This is a genomic window from Streptomyces sp. NPDC054840, assembly GCF_053611065.1.
On sequence record NZ_JBSGZP010000060.1, the window covers coordinates 1 to 18,012 of the forward strand.

Sequence of the window (18,012 nt, forward strand, 5' to 3'; positions counted from 1 at the left end):
CCGCCGGCCGGCGGGCCCCGCGCCACGGGTACCCCTGCGCGAGCCGGTGCTTCCTCACCACCAGTCACCCAGCAGACGTGTACAGCCCCTGGGAGGTCAGCGCGGCGTACTCGTTCACGAGAAGGGGAGCCGCGCCGGGGTCCAGTTGCCGATCGTGGACACGCGTACCTCCTGCACTCGCTGCGGCGATGACGGCCAACGCGCGCCACCCATGATCCCCGCCGGGTGGGCCCGGGCACCAGAGGTGGGGCGCGCATCGCTGCCGGCGGAACCGGCGGACACCGTATGAGTCAAGGGCGAGGCCCTACTGCGGCTTCGGCCCCTTCATCAGCTTGCTGAGCTGTTCCAGGGCGCCTTCCCGCATGCCCCGGACGTAGTCCCAGCCGTTGTGGTCGCCGCCCTGGATCTCGTGGATCGTGACCTTGATCGGGCCCTTGCCGAACTGCTGCTGGAACTTCTCCATCCGGTCGCGGCCGCCCTCCTTGGTGCCGTACTGGAAGAGGATGTCCACCTCGGGGCCCTTGTCGGCGATCAGCTTCGGTGCGAGCTTCTCGGGGTTGTTCGCGTCCATTTCCGCCTGGTGGCCCTTCCAGAGCGGGGAGTCGGGGACGATCTCGCCGCCGTTGGCTATGACGGCCCGGAAGCGGTCCGGCTTCTGCAGGAGTTGCTTGAGGCCGACGAAGGCGCCGGAGGAGTTGCCCATGAAGGCCCAGCCGTCACGGGACTTGTAGGTACGGAAGTTGGCGCGGGCGAGGTCGGGTACGTCCTCGCCGATCCAGGTGCCCATCTTGGCCTGGCCGGGGATGTCGGAGCCGTCGTAGTAGTACTTGGCGTCCGGGTTGAGGATCGGCATGACCAGGATGAAGGGGAGGCTCTTGCCGGTCGCGGCGCCCTCGGCGATGGCCTTCTGGAGGCCCAGCTTCGGCATGGTCGCCCAGTAGTTGTCGGCGTTCCCGTTGCCGCCGGGCAGCGCGATCATGACCGGGAAAGCGCTCTTCGCGTATTCGGGGCGGTCGTACTCCTTCGGCGTCCACACCCAGACGCTGCCCTCGAAGCCGGACTTGGGGCCCTTCACCCGGGCCTTGGATATGCGGGTGCCGTCCTCCAGCTTGACCGTCTGCTTGAAGTCGGTGAACGGACCGGCGGGGAGGGACACGTCCGGGTCCGCGCTCGGCACGGAGTCCTGCTTCCCGCCGCCGGTCTCCTGCTCCTTGCCCGCTCCGGTCGACGGCTTCGTGTAGCTGACGGACTCCCCGTTCCCGTCGAACCAGTCCGTCGTCCAGAGGATCGACCCGGCGCCGGCGCCGGCGAGCAGGACCACGGCCACCGCGGAGCCGATCCACATCTTCTTGCGGGATCGGCCGGATCGGCCGGGCTGCTGCGATTGCGGGTACTCGTGCACGAACTTCGCTCCGAACAGTGGGGCTGCCCTGAGCGGGCAGAACGGGTGGTCCGCCTCTTTGGATGTGTTTCTCGACCCTCAAGGTTGCAAAAACGTGCAATAAATGTCGGTTAGCTTTCAAATGACTCGGGGTGTGGCTTCCATGCCCACGAAACTGCTCCGCAATTGACAGTTGGGGCCCGGTGGCTACGGGGTGCGGTGATGATGAGCCCGACATGGCCGAAGCCGCTGCGGGGATGCGCTCGTGTCCGCGGCCTGCGAGGTGGGGCGGACGGGGGCTGCGGGCTGCCGTGTTCACGCTGATCAGCGGCATGCTGGCGGTCGTCGGTCATCATCTGGGCTCGGAGGAACCGGTGTCCTGGCGGCGGGCTGCCGTCGCTTCGGTGGTGGTCTTCGCGCTCTCATGGCTCGCGGCCCGTCCGTGTCGGCCCGGCTGGTACGTGGTCACGGCCACCGGGCTTGCGCAACTCCTGTTTCACCGGGCCCTGTCCGTGCCGCGGGCGGCAGGTGCCCCGCACACCGAAGCGCACGGGAGCGTCCTGGAGATCGGACGTACGGCACACCACAGCACGTTGACCATGACGGCGGCCCATTGCACGGCCGCAGGTGTGATGGCTCTGCTCATGCATCGCGCGGACCAGGTGCTGAGCCGCCTGCCGGAGAACGTGAGCCGATGGGTCCAGGCAGCCGTCACGGCGACCGTCGCGGCTTTCGGTGTCCGTGGTCGGTCACGGGTGCGGCCGGGCTTGCGGAGCCTCCTCGCTGCGCTCGACGGCTTGGCTGTGCGACCTGCGCGACCGACGGTGACAACGATGCTGTGTCACGCGGTGGTGCGTCGAGGTCCTCCTGACGGGTGCGCAGGAGACGTTCACCTGATCCTGACGGGCCCTTCGGCTGCAGGTCGAGGCCCGCCCCGCGTACCGAGAGGGTTCTCCAACATGAACGGATCACACACCCGCCTCCAGCTCCGCAGGCTGGGTATCGCGGCCGTCGGCGCCCTGGTGGTTGTGGGTGTGGCCGCCGGCCCGGCCGCCGCGCACGCCGAAGTCACGGCCTCCGACCCGCGTGCCCTCGCCGAGAACGTGACGCTGTCGTTCACCTCCGAGGCGGAGTCGGAAACCGCGGGGATCTCGGAGTTGCGGGTGGTGCTGCCGCGGGGCATCGCTCCGGACGCCGTAACGCTGAGGGACGCTCCGAAGGAGTGGAAACTGACGGCCACGCCGGACGGGTACGCGATCGGCGGCCCGGCTCTGGCGACGGGCACGGACGCCGAGTACAGCGTCACCGTGCGCCAGCTGCCCGACGAGAAGTCCCTGGCCTTCAAGACCCTGGAGACCTACGGCGACGGGAAGATCTCCCGCTGGATCGAGGTCCCCACCGACGGCGAGAAGGTCGACAACCCCGCCCCCGTCCTGAAGCTCGGAGCAGCGGCCCCGGGAGCCGAGCCGATCGCCCCCGGCCCTTCACCGTCGCCGAGTGCGGTCGTTCCCTCCGCCCAGCCCTCGACCGCGGCTCCGTCTGCCGCTCCCGTCGCCTCCGCCGGCGCGCAGGCGACGGGCGACAAGGAGGCGGGCAGCGGCGCCGGGGCCGTCGTCGGCGGGATCGCTGCCGTATTCCTGCTTGCCGCTGCCGGCACCTTCCGGTGGGTGCGCCGCAACCGCGGTCAGGCCTGACCGGACCGGTCGGGGCCGGCGCCTGGCGTACGCCGCGCACCGGCCCGGACCGCAGGTCCGTAGCGCGGCGGCGCGGAAGCAGCGGAAGCAGCGGAAGCAGGCTCGGCGCCCCCGGCGCAGCCGACGATCAGCAGCGCGCAGAGGGCGGCCACGCCGGGTCATCTAGGTACCTACGTGATGCGGACGGTCTCGCGCACAGTGACCTGGTCGATGTCCGTGGTGCGCACCGTGATGTTCAGGGTCCAGACGCCGGGCATGGGAAGCCGCAGGTCGTAAGTGGCCCAATACCCCTTCTGGTTCTTGAGTTCGGCGTCGAGCGGGCCGATTCCCAGCTCTTCCTGGGTGAGTGTGAGGCGGAGTTCCGGCACGGAGGCGAGGCCGCCGTCGGCGGTGAAGACCACGGCTTCGACCGTGTTCTCGCCGACGCGCCCCGGCGCCAGCGTGATCTGCACCGTGCCGCGCCGGTTGGCCGTGCCCATGTCGAAGGGCACCGTGAGCACCTTCACCCCCGCATTGTCCGCCGAGGCTGCCGCGACCCTCTCACCGGCTGCGCGGCTGGGCTGGGTACCCGTGAGCATGGTGGTGATCACCAGGACCACGACACCGAGTACGGCTTCGACGGTCACTGTGCGGCGCAGGCTGCGCCGGTACGCGTCGGCCTTGAGGACGGGCGGCTCGGTCTCGTCCCTCGGCCCGTCCCCGGCAGGTGTGTCAGGCGCGGTGTCGCGGTCCTGTCCTGCCGGAGGCGCGGGCGCGCCTACCGTCTGGGCCACCCTCACCCGCTCGCGGGCGGGCACCGTCACCGTCGCCGTGGCCGACGACGCCTCGTGGACGAGGCGGGCGGTCCAGCGGCGGGAGAACGAGGCCACCCACAGCACCAGGACCACGACGGCGACCTTCACGATGAGGGTCTTGCCGTACGACGTGGTGGACAGCGCTTCCCACGAGCCGACCTGTCGCCAGGACTGGTACACCCCGGTGCCGACCAGTACGGCTACGGCTCCGAAGGCCAGGCTGGAGAAGCGGCCGATCGCGGACGCCGGGACGTCTTGGCCGCCGGGTCCGCGGCGGCGCAGGAGGAGCAGCAGCGTGACCAGGCCGCCCAGCCAGACGCCCACGGCCAGCAGGTGCAGAACAGCGACGGGCATGGCCAAGGCCACCTGGGTGCCGGCGGCTGCATGTTCCACGAAGGCCCAGGTGCCCGCCAGGGCCACGGCGAGCAGCGCGCCGGCCGCCCGGACGCGGGCCCCGAGTTCCGCCGGCTGTGAGCCGTCACCGGCACGGTCGAGCCGTCGGGCCAACCGCGTGAGCGACACCGCGGCAACCGCGAGCAGCACGAGGCGTGCCATCAGCGCACCACCGGGTCTGCCGGTGACCGTGGGGCCCAGCTGAGCAAGGTCGAGCGCCGAAGCCACCGAACCGGCCGTCTCGTACGGGCCTCGCAGCAGCAACAGGGCCACCGTGGACGCCGTCAGTGCCGCCCATCCGACGGTCAGCAGCCTGCGCACCGGAGGAGTCGCGCCCGCTGCGGGCCAGCACACGAGGACGAACGTGGCGGCTCCGACGAAGAGGGCCAGACCGCTGTAGGCGACGTAGCGCATCACGCCGTACAGGCGGCCGACCGCCGTGTCGTCCGGTGAGCCGGTCGCCACCACGGCGGCGGTCTCGGACGGCCGGCCGATGGAGAACACGAACGCCCCGGAGATCGGATGGCCGTCGGCGGAGACGACCCGCCATGCCACCGTGTAGGTGCCCTGCGGCAGCTTGCCGGACAGCTCCACCCGTGCGGTGTTCTCCTTGCCGTCCGCATGCTGCGCGGGACGGGGGTTCACGCGCTCGTTCTCCGGCGAGAGCACTCTCAGCGAGTCGTCGGCGAAGCTGACCGACTCGGTGAAGGTAAGCGTCACGTGCCGCGGCTCGGCCTTCAGGACGGCTCCGTCCGCGGGATCGGAGCCGCTCAGTCCGGCATGCGCGGAGGCCGCGCCCGCCCCGCCGAGGAGCAGGGCGAGTACGGCGGCGACCAGTACCAGGACGGTCAACGGCCTCCTCGGGTCGGGAGGCGATCCACTGGGCATGAGGGCACAGTCTCCGAAGTGGCGTCGTCAGCGGTGACACCGTCGGGAGGGGCGGTCCCGCCCGGGACTCGGTCGTGCGGGGCGGCCGTCGGACGGCGGGTGTCACCGGGGCGACAGGGGCGGACTCTGGCGGGCTGGCTGGTGTGGGTGGAGAGATGTGGACGATAGTGCCGCCGGCCGGATGACCGAGCCGTTTGTGCAACTTCGGCTAAAGACAGCGCAGAAGGCTCGACTCGGGTCGCTTTCGCTGTACGGGGCTCACCCATGACGGGCTCACGATGACCCCGAGGGAGCTCGCCCTCCGCTCAGCCTTCGCGGCTCGGGAGGACCTCCTTCACCTTGGCGATGGCGAAACCCCACCCCTGCGCCACCGTCGGCTTGCCCGGCACGGCCACTTCCTCCGGGTTGGTCAGCACGTCCAGCAGGACCGGGCCCGGGGTGTCGAACGCCCGGCGCACACTGTCGTGGAGGTCGGCCGGGTCGGTGACGCGGATCCCGGTGAGGCCGAGTGCGGTGGCGACGGCGGCGAAGTCGGGGTTGTCGAGTTCCGTGCCGAATTCGGGCAGGCCCGCCTGCTCCTGTTCGAGCTTGACCATGCCCAGTCGGCGGTTGTCGAAGACCACCAGTTTCACCGGCAGCCGGTACGTCTTGAGGGTCATCAGGTCGCCGAGCAGCATGCCGAGGCCGCCGTCACCGCAGAAGGCGACGATCTGGCGGTCGGGAGCCCACAGCTGGGCGCCGAGGGCCTGGGGCATGGCATTGGCCATCGAGCCGAGGTTGTACGAGCCGATCAGGCGCCTGGTTCCCCGCATGGCCACGAAGCGGGAGAGCCAGACGGTGGCCATTCCGGTGTCGGACGTGAAAACGGCGTCCTCGGCCGCGTACGCGTCGACCGCGGCGGCCAGCGCCTCCGGCCGGATGTCGTGGTCGCGGTTGTCCAGTACCGCGCGCAGCTTGCCGGTCCAGCGGTGCTCGTGGGCGGGGTCGGCCAGCCGTCGTTGGCCGTCCTCCCACTGCGTGAACCGATCCCGGGCATCGTCCAGGTGCGTGCGGTCCGGTACCTCTTTCAGCAGGGGGAGCAGGGCGCGCAGAGTGGCTCCCACATCACCGGCGAGGCCCACGTCCACGGGAACCCGGCGCCCCAGGTGCTCCTCGCGTGTATCGATCTGGACGACCTTGCAGTCCTTCGGGTACCAGTCCCGGTAGGGGAAGTCGGATCCCAGCATGAGGAGTGCGTCGCCGTGGTCGAGGGCGTGGGAGGCGGCGGGGTTGCCGATCAGGCCGGTCTGGCCGACCTGGAAGGGGTTGTCATCCTCGAAGCCCTCCTTGCCCTTCAGGGTGAGCACCATGGGGGCGGAGAGCAGGCCGGCGGTTCGGAGGACTTCGGTGCGGGCGTCACGGGCTCCGCGTCCGACGAGCAGGGTGACACGGGACGCGGCGTTCAGGAGTTCGGCTGCCTCGGCGAGGGCCGGCTCGTCGGGCCGGGTGACGGCGCGCTCAAGGGTGAAGCGCGCCGGACGGTCGTCGCCGAGCTCCTGGTCACCGAGGTCGCCGGGCACGGTCAGGACGGCGACGCCGCCCCGGGTGACGGCGGCGCGTACGGCGGATTCCAGCATGCGCGGCATCTGGTCCGGGGAGGTGACGGTGGCCCGGTACACGGCGACGTCGCGGAACAGCAGGTCGTTGTCGACTTCCTGGAAGTAGTCGCTGCCCATCTCGGCGAGCGGTACCTGTCCGCAGATCGCCAGGACCGGGGTATGGCTCTTGGCGGCGTCGTAGAGCCCGTTGAGGAGGTGGACGGATCCGGGGCCGACCGTGCCCATGCACACGCCGAGGTTGCCGGAGAGCTGTGACTGCGCCCCCGCCGCGAAGGCAGCGGCCTCTTCGTGCCGGCAGCCGACCCAGGTGAGGCCGTCGGTGGTGCGGATCGCGTCGGTCAGGGGGTGCAGAGCGTCTCCGACGACGCCGAAGACGTGCCGGACGCCCAGGTCCTGGAGTGCGTCGACGATCACGCGGGCCACGGTGCGTGCCACGGGAGTGTCCTTCCCTCGGTCTCAGTGGGTGAAGCGGTCCGGGTCGGCCGCCCGCCAGTCGGATGCCCAGGCGTCGGGCGCTGATGCGAGCAGTTGTCCCGGGGTGAGCCATGCGTGGAGTTCGGCGTACGAGCGCACGGTGTACGGGTCGACCCGTTGGAGCAGTTGGTGGGGACGCAGCTCGGACGGGCTGTCGACGCCCATCGCCGCCATGATCCTCAGAGCGCTCCGGACCGTGGCCTTCTGGTAGCGCTCGACGCGCCGGGACTTGTCGCCGACGTCGACGGCGCGAGCGCGCCGCCGGTCCTGGGTGGCGACGCCTACGGGGCAGGTGTTGGTGTGGCAGCGCTGAGCCTGGATACATCCGATCGCGAACATCATCGCGCGGGCGGCGTTGGTGTAGTCGGCGCCCTGGATCAGGCGTTTGACGAGGTCGCTTCCGGTGGCGACCTTGCCGGAGGCGCCGATCCGGACGCGGTCGCGCAGGCCGGCGCCCACGAGGGCGTTGTGTACGGTCATCAGCCCCTCGCCGAGCGGCAGGCCGATGTTGTCCGCGAACTCCAGGGGAGCCGCACCCGTGCCGCCCTCCGCGCCGTCGACGACGATGAAGTCGGGCGTGGTGTCCTCCTCCAGCATGGCTTTGCACACGGCCAGGAACTCCCGGCGGGAGCCGACGCACAGCTTGAACCCGACGGGCTTGCCGTCGGCCAGCGCGCGCATCCTCGCCAGGAAGCGGACCAGTTCGCGGGGGGTGCTGTAGACGCGGTGGAAGGCCGGAGAGACCACGGTCCGTCCTCGGGGAACGCCGCGGACCTCCGCGATCTCCGCGTTCACCTTGGCGCCCGGCAGTACTCCTCCCATGCCGGGCTTGGCGCCCTGACTGATCTTCAGCATGACGCATTTGACCTGCTCGTGTGCCGCCTTCTCGGCGAACTGACGCGGGTCGAAGTCGCCGTCCTCGGTGCGACAGCCGAAGTAGCCGGTGCCGATCTCCCAGACGAGGTCCCCGCCCGGCTCCAGGTGGTACTCGGAGATACCGCCCTCACCGGTGTCCTGGGCGAAGCCGCCCCGTCGGGCACCGGTGTTGAGGGCACGAACGGCGTTGCCGGACAGCGAGCCGAAGCTCATCGCCGAGATGTTGAGCAGGGCCATGTCGTACGGGCGGGTGCAGCCAGGGCCCCCGATCCGGACCCGGGGCGGATCACCGCGCACCGGTCGTGGGGCCATGGAAGGGGTGAGGTATTCGCTGCCGATCCGGTGGAGGTCGCGTTCGCTGCCGAAGGGCTCCTCGTCGTCGGTGCCCTTGGCGCGTTCGTAGACGATGGTGCGAGTGTCCCGGTCGAAGGGGCGGCCGTCGAAGTTCCGCTCGATGAAGTACTGCTGGATCTCCGGACGCAGCGCCTCCATGGCGAACCGCAGGTGCCCCAGCAGCGGGTAGTTCCGCAGGAGGGAGTGCCGGCGCTGCACGAGGTCGTGGACGGCCACCGCCGCGAGCGCTCCGAGCAGGACGAGGAGGAGTATTTTCAGCACACCGCTCGTGTGTCCCGAAGCCCGGCTCCCAACCGTGCCGGCTCATGGCGGCCCTCCCGCTCCCCCTCCCGCCACCTGACCAGGTCAAGATTCACACGGGTGGCCCAGAATGCCAGGCGTGTTCGGCGGGTACGCGCGGCCGGTCACCTGTTGTCTTGTGGAGGTCTCCTTGCCGTCCTCACTCTCCGACACGATCTCGACGCACCTCGCCGTGGCCGACAGCCTCCTGCCGGTACCGACGCGGGCCGTATACGACACGTCCGACCCCTACGCGGTCCGGTTCGACTTCATGCTGGACGCCGGGAGTCCCACCCCGTGGCACTTCGAGCGGGACATGCTGGCCGAGGGGGTGCGCCGGCCCGTGGGAGAAGGCGATGTCAGCCTCCGCCCACGGTGGACGGGCGGACATCACACCCTGGTCATGCAGTTGTGGGGCGATACGCCGGTCGGCTACGAGTCCGCGCTGCTGATCGTCGACTCCGCCCAGGTGAGCTGCTTTCTCGAGCAGTCCTACGGGTTGGTGGCCCGGGGGTCCGAGTCCTGGGACATCGACGGGTTCCTCCACAGCATCCGGTGTCCGGACTGAGAGCGTCTCCGGAAGGCGGTCCACGGCCGCGGGACGAGCGACGAGCGACGAGCGCCCGCAGCGGGTGGCCGCCTCCGTGGCCCCGCGGCGCGCCGTGCGGCTCGTCCGGGTTTCCGGTGGCGGGGTCCGGGCAGCCGCCGGTTGGGGGATCCGATGCACAGCACAGGAGGTTTCCGCCATGGAAGACCAAGGCGGCGCCGGCGGCGCCCCGCTCCACCATGACCACGACCACGACGAGCAGCGACGCCGCCCCCACATCGCACCCGGTCCCCAGGCGTCCCCGAAGGACGAACCGACCGTACGGGCGGCGGACACGGACGAGGCCAGCCGCTTGGACCGGCCCGGTGACGGCGGGGAGCCCCCGCACGAACGACGCCGTCCCGGGCGCGAACACTGACCGCGACGGCCTCACAGGGACTGCTGCCAGGCCGGTAGGCCCGGCAGCAGTCACCGTCCACGCGCACCGTCCACGCAGAGCGGGCCTGAAGAGTGGCCTTGAGCCGGATGACGCTCCTGCGGCGACCCCGAGGAGCGCTCCCGGCACCAGCTCCGGATCCCCGCGGCCGCGCCGGCCCCGGCGTTCCGGCACGCGCAGACGCTCTCACCGGCGCCTCCTGAGCGCCGACGCTCTCACCGATGCCTCCTCCGGTTGGCCCGCACCACCAGGAACACGAACAGGGCAGCGCCGACCGCGACCGGTGCGGCCCGGCCCGCCTTGTCGAGGACGGGGTCGGGCGCCCTCTCCGCCGCCAGGTGCGCCACGTGTTCCGCCCTGTCCCGGATCTGGCCTGTCACCACGGCCGCCTTCCGGGTGGCCTGTTCCTTCACGGCGGCCGTCTTCTCCCGGGCTTGGGCCGTGACGTCGGCTTTGGCGGCCAGCGCCTCGACGGTGCAGCCGAGTCGATCGCGGGTGTGTTCGATCCGGTCCCGCAGTTCCTCAGGAGAGGGTTCGTCGGCGGTCGGTTGGGGGGGTTGCCGGGGACCGGACCGACGGGGGGTGGGTTCGTCGGGGAACTGGCTGGTCATCGGTGTGCCTTCTCCCTGATCTCGGCCATGTCGGCCCTGAGGCTCTCCATCGTCCGCTCCGGCGCCGGTGTACCGGCCTTCGCGATCTGCTTCCTGCCCGCCATCGCGACCACGGCGGCGCTCGCGGCCAGCACGGCGGTGGCGATCAGGGCCGAGGCCCAGACGGGAAGCACCAGAGCCAGCGCGGCGATGCCCGCCACCACCAAGGCCTGGGCCGCCAGCACGCCGAGGAGCCCGGCTCCGCCGAAGAGGCCACCGCCCGTGCCGAACCGCTTCCCCTTCCGTGTCATCTCCGCCCGCGCGAGCCGCATCTCCTGGCGCACCAGCTCCGACATCTGCTGAGACGCTCGAGAGATCAGGACGCCCACCGCGTCATCGGCGGGGTGACTCCTGGTTTCGATCGTGGCCACGGTTTTCCACCTCGTCCTCACGTCGATCGGATACATCTCGTTCCGGGTCGCATGGAGGGATGGAGGATCTCGCCATGCGGCGACGGTCCTCTTCGCTCCATGCCCCGGTGTCGCGGGGCTGCACGTACGGCTCCTCGTGCTCGGGCAGCCCTCCGGCGATCGCCCGTTGGCGGGCGAGTTCCGCGTCGAACTCCAGCCCGAGGAGGATGGCGAGGTTGGTGAGCCACAGCCACACCAGGAAGACGATCACGCCCGCGACCGTGCCGTACGTCTTGTTGTAGGAGGCGAAGTTCGCGACGTAGACGGCGAAGCCGGCCGAGGCGATCATCCAGATCCCCAGGGCGAGGAAACTGCCGGGGGTGACCCATGAGAAGCCGCGCCCCTTGGCATTCGGAGCGGCCCAGTACAGCAGCGCGATCATGATCGTGACGAGGAGGACCAGGACCGGCCACTTCGCGATCGACCACGCGGTGAGGCCGCTGTCACCTACGCCGAGCGCCTCGCCGGCCCTCCGGGCCAGGCCCCCGCTGAAAACCACGATCAGCGCGCTCGCACAGGCCAGGAGCATGAGCGTGACGGTCAGTGCCAGGCGAAGCGGAAGGATCTTCCACACGGACCGGCCTTCGGGCACGTCGTAGACCGCGTTCGAGGCGCGGATGAAGGCTGCGACGTAGCCGGACGCGGACCACAGGGCGACGACCAGGCCGACGACGGCGACCAGTGAGCCGATTCCGCTCCGGCCCTGCAGTTGCGTCACGGCATCGCTGATCACGTCCCGGACCGAGCCGGGCGCCAGTTTCCGCAGGTTGTCCAGCACCCGCTGCGTCGTCGACTCGCCGGCGACGCCCAGCAGGGACACGAGCACGAGAAGGGCGGGGAAGAGTGCCAGCACCCCGTAGTAGGTCAGGGCCGCCGCGCGGTCGGCCAGCTCGTCGTTACCGAACTCCTTCACCGTGCCGCGGAGCACGGCGCGCCACGATCGTTTCGGCAGGTCGGTGGGCCGGTCGGGGGCGCGTTCGCGCACCAGCTCATCGGGACCGGCGCCGACGTCCACTCCGGTGTCCGCACGTTCGTCCGCGCCGGGGTCCGGCGTCGAGTTCCGCTTCATACCCCCCGGCTTTCCGCCTCGGCGGAACTCATGCCCGTGCGCCAGGTCCGATCCGCCGGTGCCGCCCGCGCCCCCGTCCCCCGGCCCGGCCGGATCTCATCCTCGGCTCCCTCGGGCTCCCCCTCCCCGGGCCGGCGTCTTGCATCCGCGGGAGCGTTTCCTCCATCAGCCGGCACATGCTTGTTCCGTCGAGTGCATGAGACACAGATGCGATCCCGGCCGATAGGCGGCCTCACCCGACGGGAGGAGGATGAGAGAGCGCGCCGAGGGACGAATGAGGGCCTGGACCGTCAGGTTCGAGGTCTGCGGCAGTCGGTGAAGGAGGCCGCTTGTGGTCACATCCGAGGGGTCCCGGGTCGAGCCCGGCCCCGGGAGAGCGGCTCCCTCCGAGCCCGGCGGTCTGCTGGACGTATTGAGCGTGGCCGCGGTGGTCCTGGACGCCAGGGGGAGGATCACGTTGTGGAGCCCCCAGGCGCAGGACCTCTTCGGCTGGTCGGCCGAGGAGGCGCTGGGCAGCTACGCGGCCGAGCTGCTGGTCACGGACGAGTACGTCGACCTCGTACTCGATCTGTTCGCCGAGGTCGTGGCCGGCGGGGGCGCCTGGGCGGGCGTCTTCCCCGTGCGGCACAAAGACGGCTCCGCGCGGCTGGTCGAGTTCCGCAACATGCGGCTGCAGGACGAACACGGCGGCGTGTACGCCCTGGGGATCGCGTGCGACGAGGCCGTTGTACGGGGCGTGGAGCGCGACCTGGCGCTGTCCGTGCCGCTCGTGGCCCAGTCCCCGCTGGGGCTGGCGGTACTGGACACGGACCTTCGGTACGTGCTGGTCAACCCGACGATGGAGCGGATCGACGGTATGCCCGCCGAGAAGCATCTCGGCCGTACACCCGGGGAGGCGCTGCCGTTGCTGGACACGAGCGTGATCGAGGCTTCCATGCGCCGGGTCCTGGAGACCGGCGTACCGCTGCTGGACCAGTACGGCATCGGGCGTACGCCCGCCGATCCCGCCCGGGAAAACGCCTGGTCGGGGTCCTACTACCGGCTGGAGGACCCCCGGGGGCGGGTGATCGGTGTCGCCTTGGTGGTGGTGGACGTCACCGACAGCTACCGCGCGGCCAGGAAGGCCGTAGAGGCCCGGAGACGGCTGGACCTGATCGCGCGGGCGTCGGTGACCGTCGGGACCACCCTGGACGTGGAGCGCACGGCCCGTGAGCTCGCCGACCTCGTCGTGGCCGACCATGCCGGCCTGGCCGATCTCGCCTCGGTCGACGTCCTCGACTCGGTTCTGGAAGGCAGCATGGCCACGGCGCCCGGCACCCGGACGGGGCGGGCGCTGTTCATGCCCCTGGCGGTAGCGGCGGCCTACGAGACGGCCCCCGTGCGAGCCGCCGACCCGGTGGGCGAGCGCACCAGGTATCCGGCCGAGCGCCTGGTCACCCGCTGCGTGAGCACGGGGCGTCCCGTCCTGGTGTCGCACATCACCGGCGCGGACCTGGTGCACGTCGCGCGCGACGAAGCCGCCGCGAAACTCCTCGCCCGGGCGGGCGCGCACTCCTACCTGGCCGTTCCACTGACCGCCCGCGGCCAGGTCCTCGGCGCCCTCGGCCTGCTACGCACCCGTAGTCCGCTCCCCTTCGACCACGACGACGTCACCCTGGCCGGCGAGCTGGCCACCCGTGCCGCCATCGCCATCGACAACGCCCGCTGGTACCAGCACGCCACCGACACCGCCCTGACCCTTCAGCGCCACCTGCTCCCCCAGCCGCCTCCCCGGTCCGCCGGCCTTCGGATCGCGTACCGCTACCAGCCCGCGGCAGCGGCCAGCGGGATCGGCGGCGACTGGTTCGACGCGATCCCGCAGCCGCGGGACAAGACCGCTCTCGTGGTCGGCGACGTCATGGGACACGGTGTCCACGCGGCCGCCGCCATGGGGCAACTGCGCACGGCCACCCGCACCCTGGCGGACCTCGGTCTCGACCCGGCCCGGGTCCTGCGCCACCTCGACCACATCACCGCCGAACTGGACCAGACCATCGCGACCTGCGTCTACGCCACATGGGACCCGCACCGCTCCCGCTGCCGCGTCGCCCTCGCCGGCCACCCGCCCCCCGTCCTCATCCGATCGGGGCAGATCCCCGAACTGCTGGCCCTTCCCGCCGGCGTGCCGCTCGGAGCGGGCGGCCTCGGGGGCCCCGATTTCGAGACCACCGTCCTCGACCTGGTCCCCGGCGACAGGCTGGTCCTGTACACCGACGGCCTCGTGGAAACCCGCGACGATGCCTTGGACGACCGTCTCGACCTGCTCCTCAGCCTCCTCACCGATCCAGGCCTCCCCCTGGAGGCAACCTGCGACCGGCTTCTGTCCGCACTACGGCACCACGACGCGGCCGACGACGTCGCCCTCGTGATCGCCCATGTACGACCCCACCCACCCCTCGACGAAGCGGGCGCACCGACCTGACCGGCCCGCCGCCGACCAGGGGGCTTGGCCGGAAGGGCGCGCCTGCGGCTCCCTGATGCCCCGGGGCGCCTCCCCGCATCCAGGGCGTCACCCGTCGTGCCCGGTTTCCCCCAGGGAGCCGGGTCCTCGTATCGGCGGCGTCAAGAGCTCCACCCGGGCCGTATGGAGTGCGTCAAAGGGTCTCGATGCCCGGCCGGGCTCGCGGTTTGCTCGTCTTCGGCCGACTGGCCGAAACCCATTTCATCACTTCATCAGGAGCTCACGGTGGCCGATCTGGCCTTCGTCGTCACCACGGTCGCGGTCTTCGCGCTGGTGGCTCTCATCGCCAAGGGGGTGACCAGGCTGTGAGCATCGAAAACATCGTCGGCCTGTTGGTCGCGGTCTCCCTGCTGGGTTACCTCATCCTCGCCCTCGTGCACCCGGAGAGGTTCTGAGCCGGACATGAGCCCCGTAATCGCTGCTGTGCTCCAGCTGCTCGCGCTGATCGCCGCGCTCGCCCTGGCCTACCGCCCCCTCGGCGACCACATGGCGCGGGTCTACTCCTCCGAGAAGCACCTCAAGCCGGAAAAGTGGATCTACAAGGCCATCGGCGCCAACCCGTCGGCGGAGATGCGCTGGCCCGCCTACCTGCGCGGCGTCCTCGCCTTCTCGGCGGTGAGTGTCCTCTTCCTCTACACCCTCCAGCGGGCGCAGGGCATCCTGCCCGGCTCGCTCGGGTTCTCCGCGATCGACCCCGACCAGGCCTTCAACACCGCCGCGTCGTTCGTCACCAACACCAACTGGCAGTCGTACTACGGCGAGCAGGCCATGGGCCACGTCGTACAGACCGGCGGCCTCGCGGTCCAGAACTTCGTCTCCGCCGCCGTCGGCATGGCCGTCGCGGTGGCGCTCGTACGGGGCTTCGCGCGTTCCCGCACCGGCGAGCTCGGCAACTTCTGGGCGGATCTGGTCCGCGGCACCGTCCGCATCCTGCTGCCCCTCGCCGTGATCGGCGCCCTGGTCCTCGTCGCGTGCGGCGCGATCCAGAACTTCGCCGGCATCCACGAAGTCGGGCAGTTCATGGGCGGCACTCAGCAGTGGAACGGCGGGGCGGTGGCGTCGCAGGAGGTCATCAAGGAGCTGGGCACCAACGGCGGCGGCTACTTCAACGCCAACTCCGCCCACCCCTTCGAGAACCCCACTCCCTTCTCGAACCTCTTCGAGATCTTCCTGATCCTGCTGATCCCCCTCGCCCTCACCCGCACCTTCGGCCGCATGGTCGGAAACCTCCGCCAGGGTTACGCGATCCTGGCCACCATGGGCCTCATCTGGATCGGTTTCACCGCGCTGATGATGTGGACCGAGTTCGCGCACCACGGCCCGGCCCTCGATGCCGCGGGCGGGGCGATGGAGGGCAAGGAGACCCGCTTCGGGGTCGGCGCCTCCGCGATCTTCTCGGTCGCCACGACCCTGACCTCGACGGGCGCGGTCAACTCCTTCCACTCCTCGTACACGGGCCTGGGCGGCGGCATCCAGCTGTTGGGCATGCAGCTGGGCGAGATCGCGCCCGGCGGTGTCGGCTCCGGTCTTTACGGCATGCTGATCATGGCGGTCATCACGGTGTTCATCGCCGGCCTGATGGTCGGGCGCACCCCCGAGTACCTGGGCAAGAAGATCGGCACCCGGCAGATCAAGCCGGCCGCCTGCTACATCCTCGTCACCCCGGCACTGGTGCTCTGCTTCACCGCCGCCGCGATGGCGCTGCCCACGCCGGGCGACTCGATGGCCAACCCGGGGGCGCACGGCTTCTCCGAGATCCTCTACGCCTACACCTCGGGCGCCAACAACAACGGCTCCGCGTTCGCCGGCCTGAACGGCGACACACAGTGGTTCAACAGCACCATCGGCATCGCCATGCTGCTGGGCCGCTTCCTGCCCATGGTGTTCGTCCTCGCCCTGGCGGGCTCGCTCGCCGAGCAGAAGCCGGTGCCCGAGACAGCGGGCACCCTGCGGACCGACAAGCCGCTCTACGCGGGCCTGCTCGTCGGCACGATCCTCGTCATCACCGGTCTGACCTACTTCCCGGCGCTCGCGCTGGGTCCGCTTGCCGAAGGGCTCGCCTCATGAGCACCATCACCCCGACCCGGGCCCCGCACGAAGAGCGGCCCACCGGACACAAGCCCCCGGCAGGTCGCGTCGGCGGCGGCCTGTTCGACCCCAGGGCCCTGTTGCGGTCCTTCCCGGACGCGGTGCGCAAGCTGGACCCGCGCGTCATGATCAAGTCTCCGGTCATGTTCGTGGTCCTCGCCGGCTCGGTGGTCACCACCGTCCTGGCGATCACGAACCCGGCGGACTGGTTCGGCTGGGCGGTCACCGCCTGGCTGTGGCTGACGACGATCTTCGCCAACCTGGCGGAGGCCGTGGCCGAGGGCCGCGGCAAGGCGCAGGCCGACACCCTGCGCCGGGCCAGGACCGACACCGTCGCGCGCCGTCTGACCGGATCGGCCGAGGAGTCCGTGCCCGGTACCGACCTCAAGATCGGTGACCTGGTCGTCTGCGAGGCCGGGGACATCATCCCGGGCGACGGTGACGTGGTCGAGGGCGTGGCTTCCGTCGACGAGTCCGCGATCACCGGTGAATCGGCCCCGGTCATCCGGGAGTCGGGCGGCGACCGCTCGGCCGTCACCGGCGGTACGAAGGTCCTCTCGGACCGGATCGTCGTCAAGATCACGACCAAGCCCGGCGAGACCTTCATCGACCGCATGATCGCGCTCGTCGAGGGCGCGGCCCGGCAGAAGACGCCCAACGAGATCGCCCTCAACATCCTGCTGGCGTCCCTCACCATCGTCTTCCTGCTGGCCGTGGTCACCCTCCAGCCCTTCGCGATCTACGCCGACGCGAAGCAGTCGTGGATCGTCCTCACCGCGCTGCTGGTCTGCCTGATCCCGACCACGATCGGCGCCCTGCTCTCGGCCATCGGCATCGCCGGTATGGACCGGCTCGTGCAGCGCAACGTCCTTGCCGTGTCCGGGCGGGCGGTGGAAGCGGCCGGCGACGTCTCCACACTGCTGCTCGACAAAACCGGCACGATCACCCTCGGCAACCGCCAGGCCTGCGAGTTCGTCCCGGTCAAGGGCACGACGGAAGCCGAACTGGCCGACGCCGCACAGCTTTCCTCCCTCGCCGACGAGACCCCCGAGGGCCGTTCCATCGTGGTCCTGGCGAAGGAGAAGTACGGGCTGCGCGACCGCCACCAGGGCGAACTCGTGCAGGCCACCTGGGTGGCGTTCACCGCCCGGACCCGTATGTCGGGTGTCGACGTCGACGGCGGGAAGGCCCGTAAGGGGGCCGCCGGTTCGGTCGTCGCGTGGGTGACGGAGCGGGGCGGGCAGGTCGCCGCGGACGCCGGCGTCCTGGCCGACCGGATCTCCGAGGCCGGCGGTACGCCGCTCCTCGTCGCGGTCGAGGACGAGGAGGGCGCCCGGATCCTGGGCGTCATCCACCTCAAGGACGTCGTCAAGGAAGGCATGCGCGAGCGGTTCGACGAACTGCGCCGCATGGGCATCAAGACCGTCATGATCACGGGTGACAACCCGCTGACCGCCAAGGCGATCGCGGAGGAGGCCGGCGTCGACGACTTCCTCGCCGAGGCCACCCCCGAGGACAAGATGGCCCTCATCAAGCGGGAGCAGGCGGGCGGCAAACTCGTCGCGATGACCGGTGACGGCA

The 18,012-nt window shown here is 70.6% G+C and carries 15 protein-coding genes; 8 read left to right on the forward strand and 7 right to left on the reverse strand.

Annotated features, from left to right (window positions below):
- Nucleotides 1-304: 304 nt before the first annotated feature.
- Nucleotides 305-1,402: an alpha/beta hydrolase gene (locus tag ACWGIU_RS07055; RefSeq protein ID WP_453703176.1), complete on the reverse strand. Its 1,098-nt coding sequence runs from the start codon at nt 1,400-1,402 to the stop codon at nt 305-307.
- A gap of 938 nt (nt 1,403-2,340) precedes the next feature.
- Between ACWGIU_RS07055 and ACWGIU_RS07060 the strand changes: the two genes are divergently transcribed.
- Complete coding sequence (locus ACWGIU_RS07060; protein WP_453703178.1) at nt 2,341-3,075, forward strand: DUF1775 domain-containing protein; 735 nt, start codon at nt 2,341-2,343, stop codon at nt 3,073-3,075.
- Between the two features lie 170 nt (nt 3,076-3,245).
- Here ACWGIU_RS07060 and ACWGIU_RS07065 read toward each other — a convergent pair whose 3' ends face one another.
- The 3 genes from ACWGIU_RS07065 to ACWGIU_RS07075 all read right to left on the reverse strand — a co-directional run bounded on the left by ACWGIU_RS07065 (nt 3,246) and on the right by ACWGIU_RS07075 (nt 8,713).
- Nucleotides 3,246-5,114 carry a copper resistance CopC/CopD family protein gene (locus ACWGIU_RS07065; RefSeq protein WP_453703180.1) on the reverse strand — a complete coding sequence of 623 codons (1,869 nt, stop codon included), beginning with the start codon at nt 5,112-5,114 and terminating at the stop codon, nt 3,246-3,248.
- Between the two features lie 341 nt (nt 5,115-5,455).
- Nucleotides 5,456-7,183, reverse strand: a complete 1,728-nt coding sequence (locus ACWGIU_RS07070) for a thiamine pyrophosphate-dependent enzyme (RefSeq protein WP_453703182.1) — start codon at nt 7,181-7,183, stop codon at nt 5,456-5,458.
- 21 nt (nt 7,184-7,204) lie between these two features.
- Complete coding sequence (locus tag ACWGIU_RS07075) at nt 7,205-8,713, reverse strand: FMN-binding glutamate synthase family protein (RefSeq protein ID WP_453703184.1); 1,509 nt, start codon at nt 8,711-8,713, stop codon at nt 7,205-7,207.
- 169 nt (nt 8,714-8,882) lie between these two features.
- Between ACWGIU_RS07075 and ACWGIU_RS07080 the strand changes: the two genes are divergently transcribed.
- Nucleotides 8,883-9,299 carry an SsgA family sporulation/cell division regulator gene (locus tag ACWGIU_RS07080; RefSeq protein ID WP_453703186.1) on the forward strand — a complete coding sequence of 139 codons (417 nt, stop codon included), beginning with the start codon at nt 8,883-8,885 and terminating at the stop codon, nt 9,297-9,299.
- Nucleotides 9,300-9,477: 178 nt separating this feature from the next.
- On the forward strand, nt 9,478-9,696 hold the full coding sequence (locus ACWGIU_RS07085; protein ID WP_453703188.1) for a hypothetical protein: 219 nt from the start codon (nt 9,478-9,480) through the stop codon (nt 9,694-9,696).
- Between the two features lie 233 nt (nt 9,697-9,929).
- On the opposite strand, the gene ACWGIU_RS07090 is transcribed toward ACWGIU_RS07085, so the two are convergent.
- The 3 genes from ACWGIU_RS07090 to ACWGIU_RS07100 are packed head-to-tail and all read right to left on the reverse strand — an operon-like array spanning nt 9,930 to nt 11,843.
- Nucleotides 9,930-10,325 (reverse strand): DUF3618 domain-containing protein, encoded by a 396-nt coding sequence (locus ACWGIU_RS07090; protein ID WP_453703190.1) that lies wholly within the window; start codon nt 10,323-10,325, stop codon nt 9,930-9,932.
- Entirely contained in the window at nt 10,322-10,735 is a 414-nt protein-coding gene (locus ACWGIU_RS07095) for a phage holin family protein (protein WP_453703192.1), read from the reverse strand. Before ACWGIU_RS07095 ends, ACWGIU_RS07090 begins: the two co-directional genes overlap by 4 nt.
- Entirely contained in the window at nt 10,698-11,843 is a 1,146-nt protein-coding gene (locus ACWGIU_RS07100) for a YihY/virulence factor BrkB family protein (protein ID WP_453703194.1), read from the reverse strand. The genes ACWGIU_RS07095 and ACWGIU_RS07100 overlap by 38 nt, the downstream gene beginning before the upstream one ends.
- Before the next feature lie 331 nt (nt 11,844-12,174).
- Between ACWGIU_RS07100 and ACWGIU_RS07105 the strand changes: the two genes are divergently transcribed.
- The 5 genes from ACWGIU_RS07105 to kdpB form a co-directional block, all read left to right on the forward strand.
- Nucleotides 12,175-14,304 (forward strand): SpoIIE family protein phosphatase, encoded by a 2,130-nt coding sequence (locus ACWGIU_RS07105; RefSeq protein ID WP_453703196.1) that lies wholly within the window; start codon nt 12,175-12,177, stop codon nt 14,302-14,304.
- A 162-nt stretch (nt 14,305-14,466) separates the two neighbouring features.
- On the forward strand, nt 14,467-14,652 hold the full coding sequence (locus tag ACWGIU_RS07110) for a hypothetical protein (protein WP_453703198.1): 186 nt from the start codon (nt 14,467-14,469) through the stop codon (nt 14,650-14,652).
- Nucleotides 14,649-14,738, forward strand: coding sequence for a K(+)-transporting ATPase subunit F (gene kdpF, locus ACWGIU_RS07115; RefSeq protein ID WP_453703200.1), 90 nt, complete (start codon nt 14,649-14,651; stop codon nt 14,736-14,738). The genes ACWGIU_RS07110 and kdpF overlap by 4 nt, the downstream gene beginning before the upstream one ends.
- A gap of 7 nt (nt 14,739-14,745) precedes the next feature.
- Nucleotides 14,746-16,410, forward strand: coding sequence for a potassium-transporting ATPase subunit KdpA (kdpA, locus tag ACWGIU_RS07120; RefSeq protein ID WP_453703202.1), 1,665 nt, complete (start codon nt 14,746-14,748; stop codon nt 16,408-16,410).
- Nucleotides 16,407-18,012: potassium-transporting ATPase subunit KdpB (kdpB, locus tag ACWGIU_RS07125; RefSeq protein ID WP_453703204.1), on the forward strand; the 1,606-nt coding region annotated here is incomplete at its 3' end. The genes kdpA and kdpB, both read left to right, overlap by 4 nt.

Coding starts and splice junctions, on each gene's coding strand:
- kdpA (WP_453703202.1), top strand. CDS start 14,746: ATGAGCCCCGTAATCGCTGCTGTGCTCCAGCTGCTCGCGCTGATCGCC.
- ACWGIU_RS07085 (WP_453703188.1), top strand. CDS start 9,478: ATGGAAGACCAAGGCGGCGCCGGCGGCGCCCCGCTCCACCATGACCAC.
- ACWGIU_RS07090 (WP_453703190.1), bottom strand. CDS start 10,325: ATGACCAGCCAGTTCCCCGACGAACCCACCCCCCGTCGGTCCGGTCCC.
- ACWGIU_RS07100 (WP_453703194.1), bottom strand. CDS start 11,843: ATGAAGCGGAACTCGACGCCGGACCCCGGCGCGGACGAACGTGCGGAC.
- ACWGIU_RS07060 (WP_453703178.1), top strand. CDS start 2,341: ATGAACGGATCACACACCCGCCTCCAGCTCCGCAGGCTGGGTATCGCG.
- ACWGIU_RS07110 (WP_453703198.1), top strand. CDS start 14,467: ATGGAGTGCGTCAAAGGGTCTCGATGCCCGGCCGGGCTCGCGGTTTGC.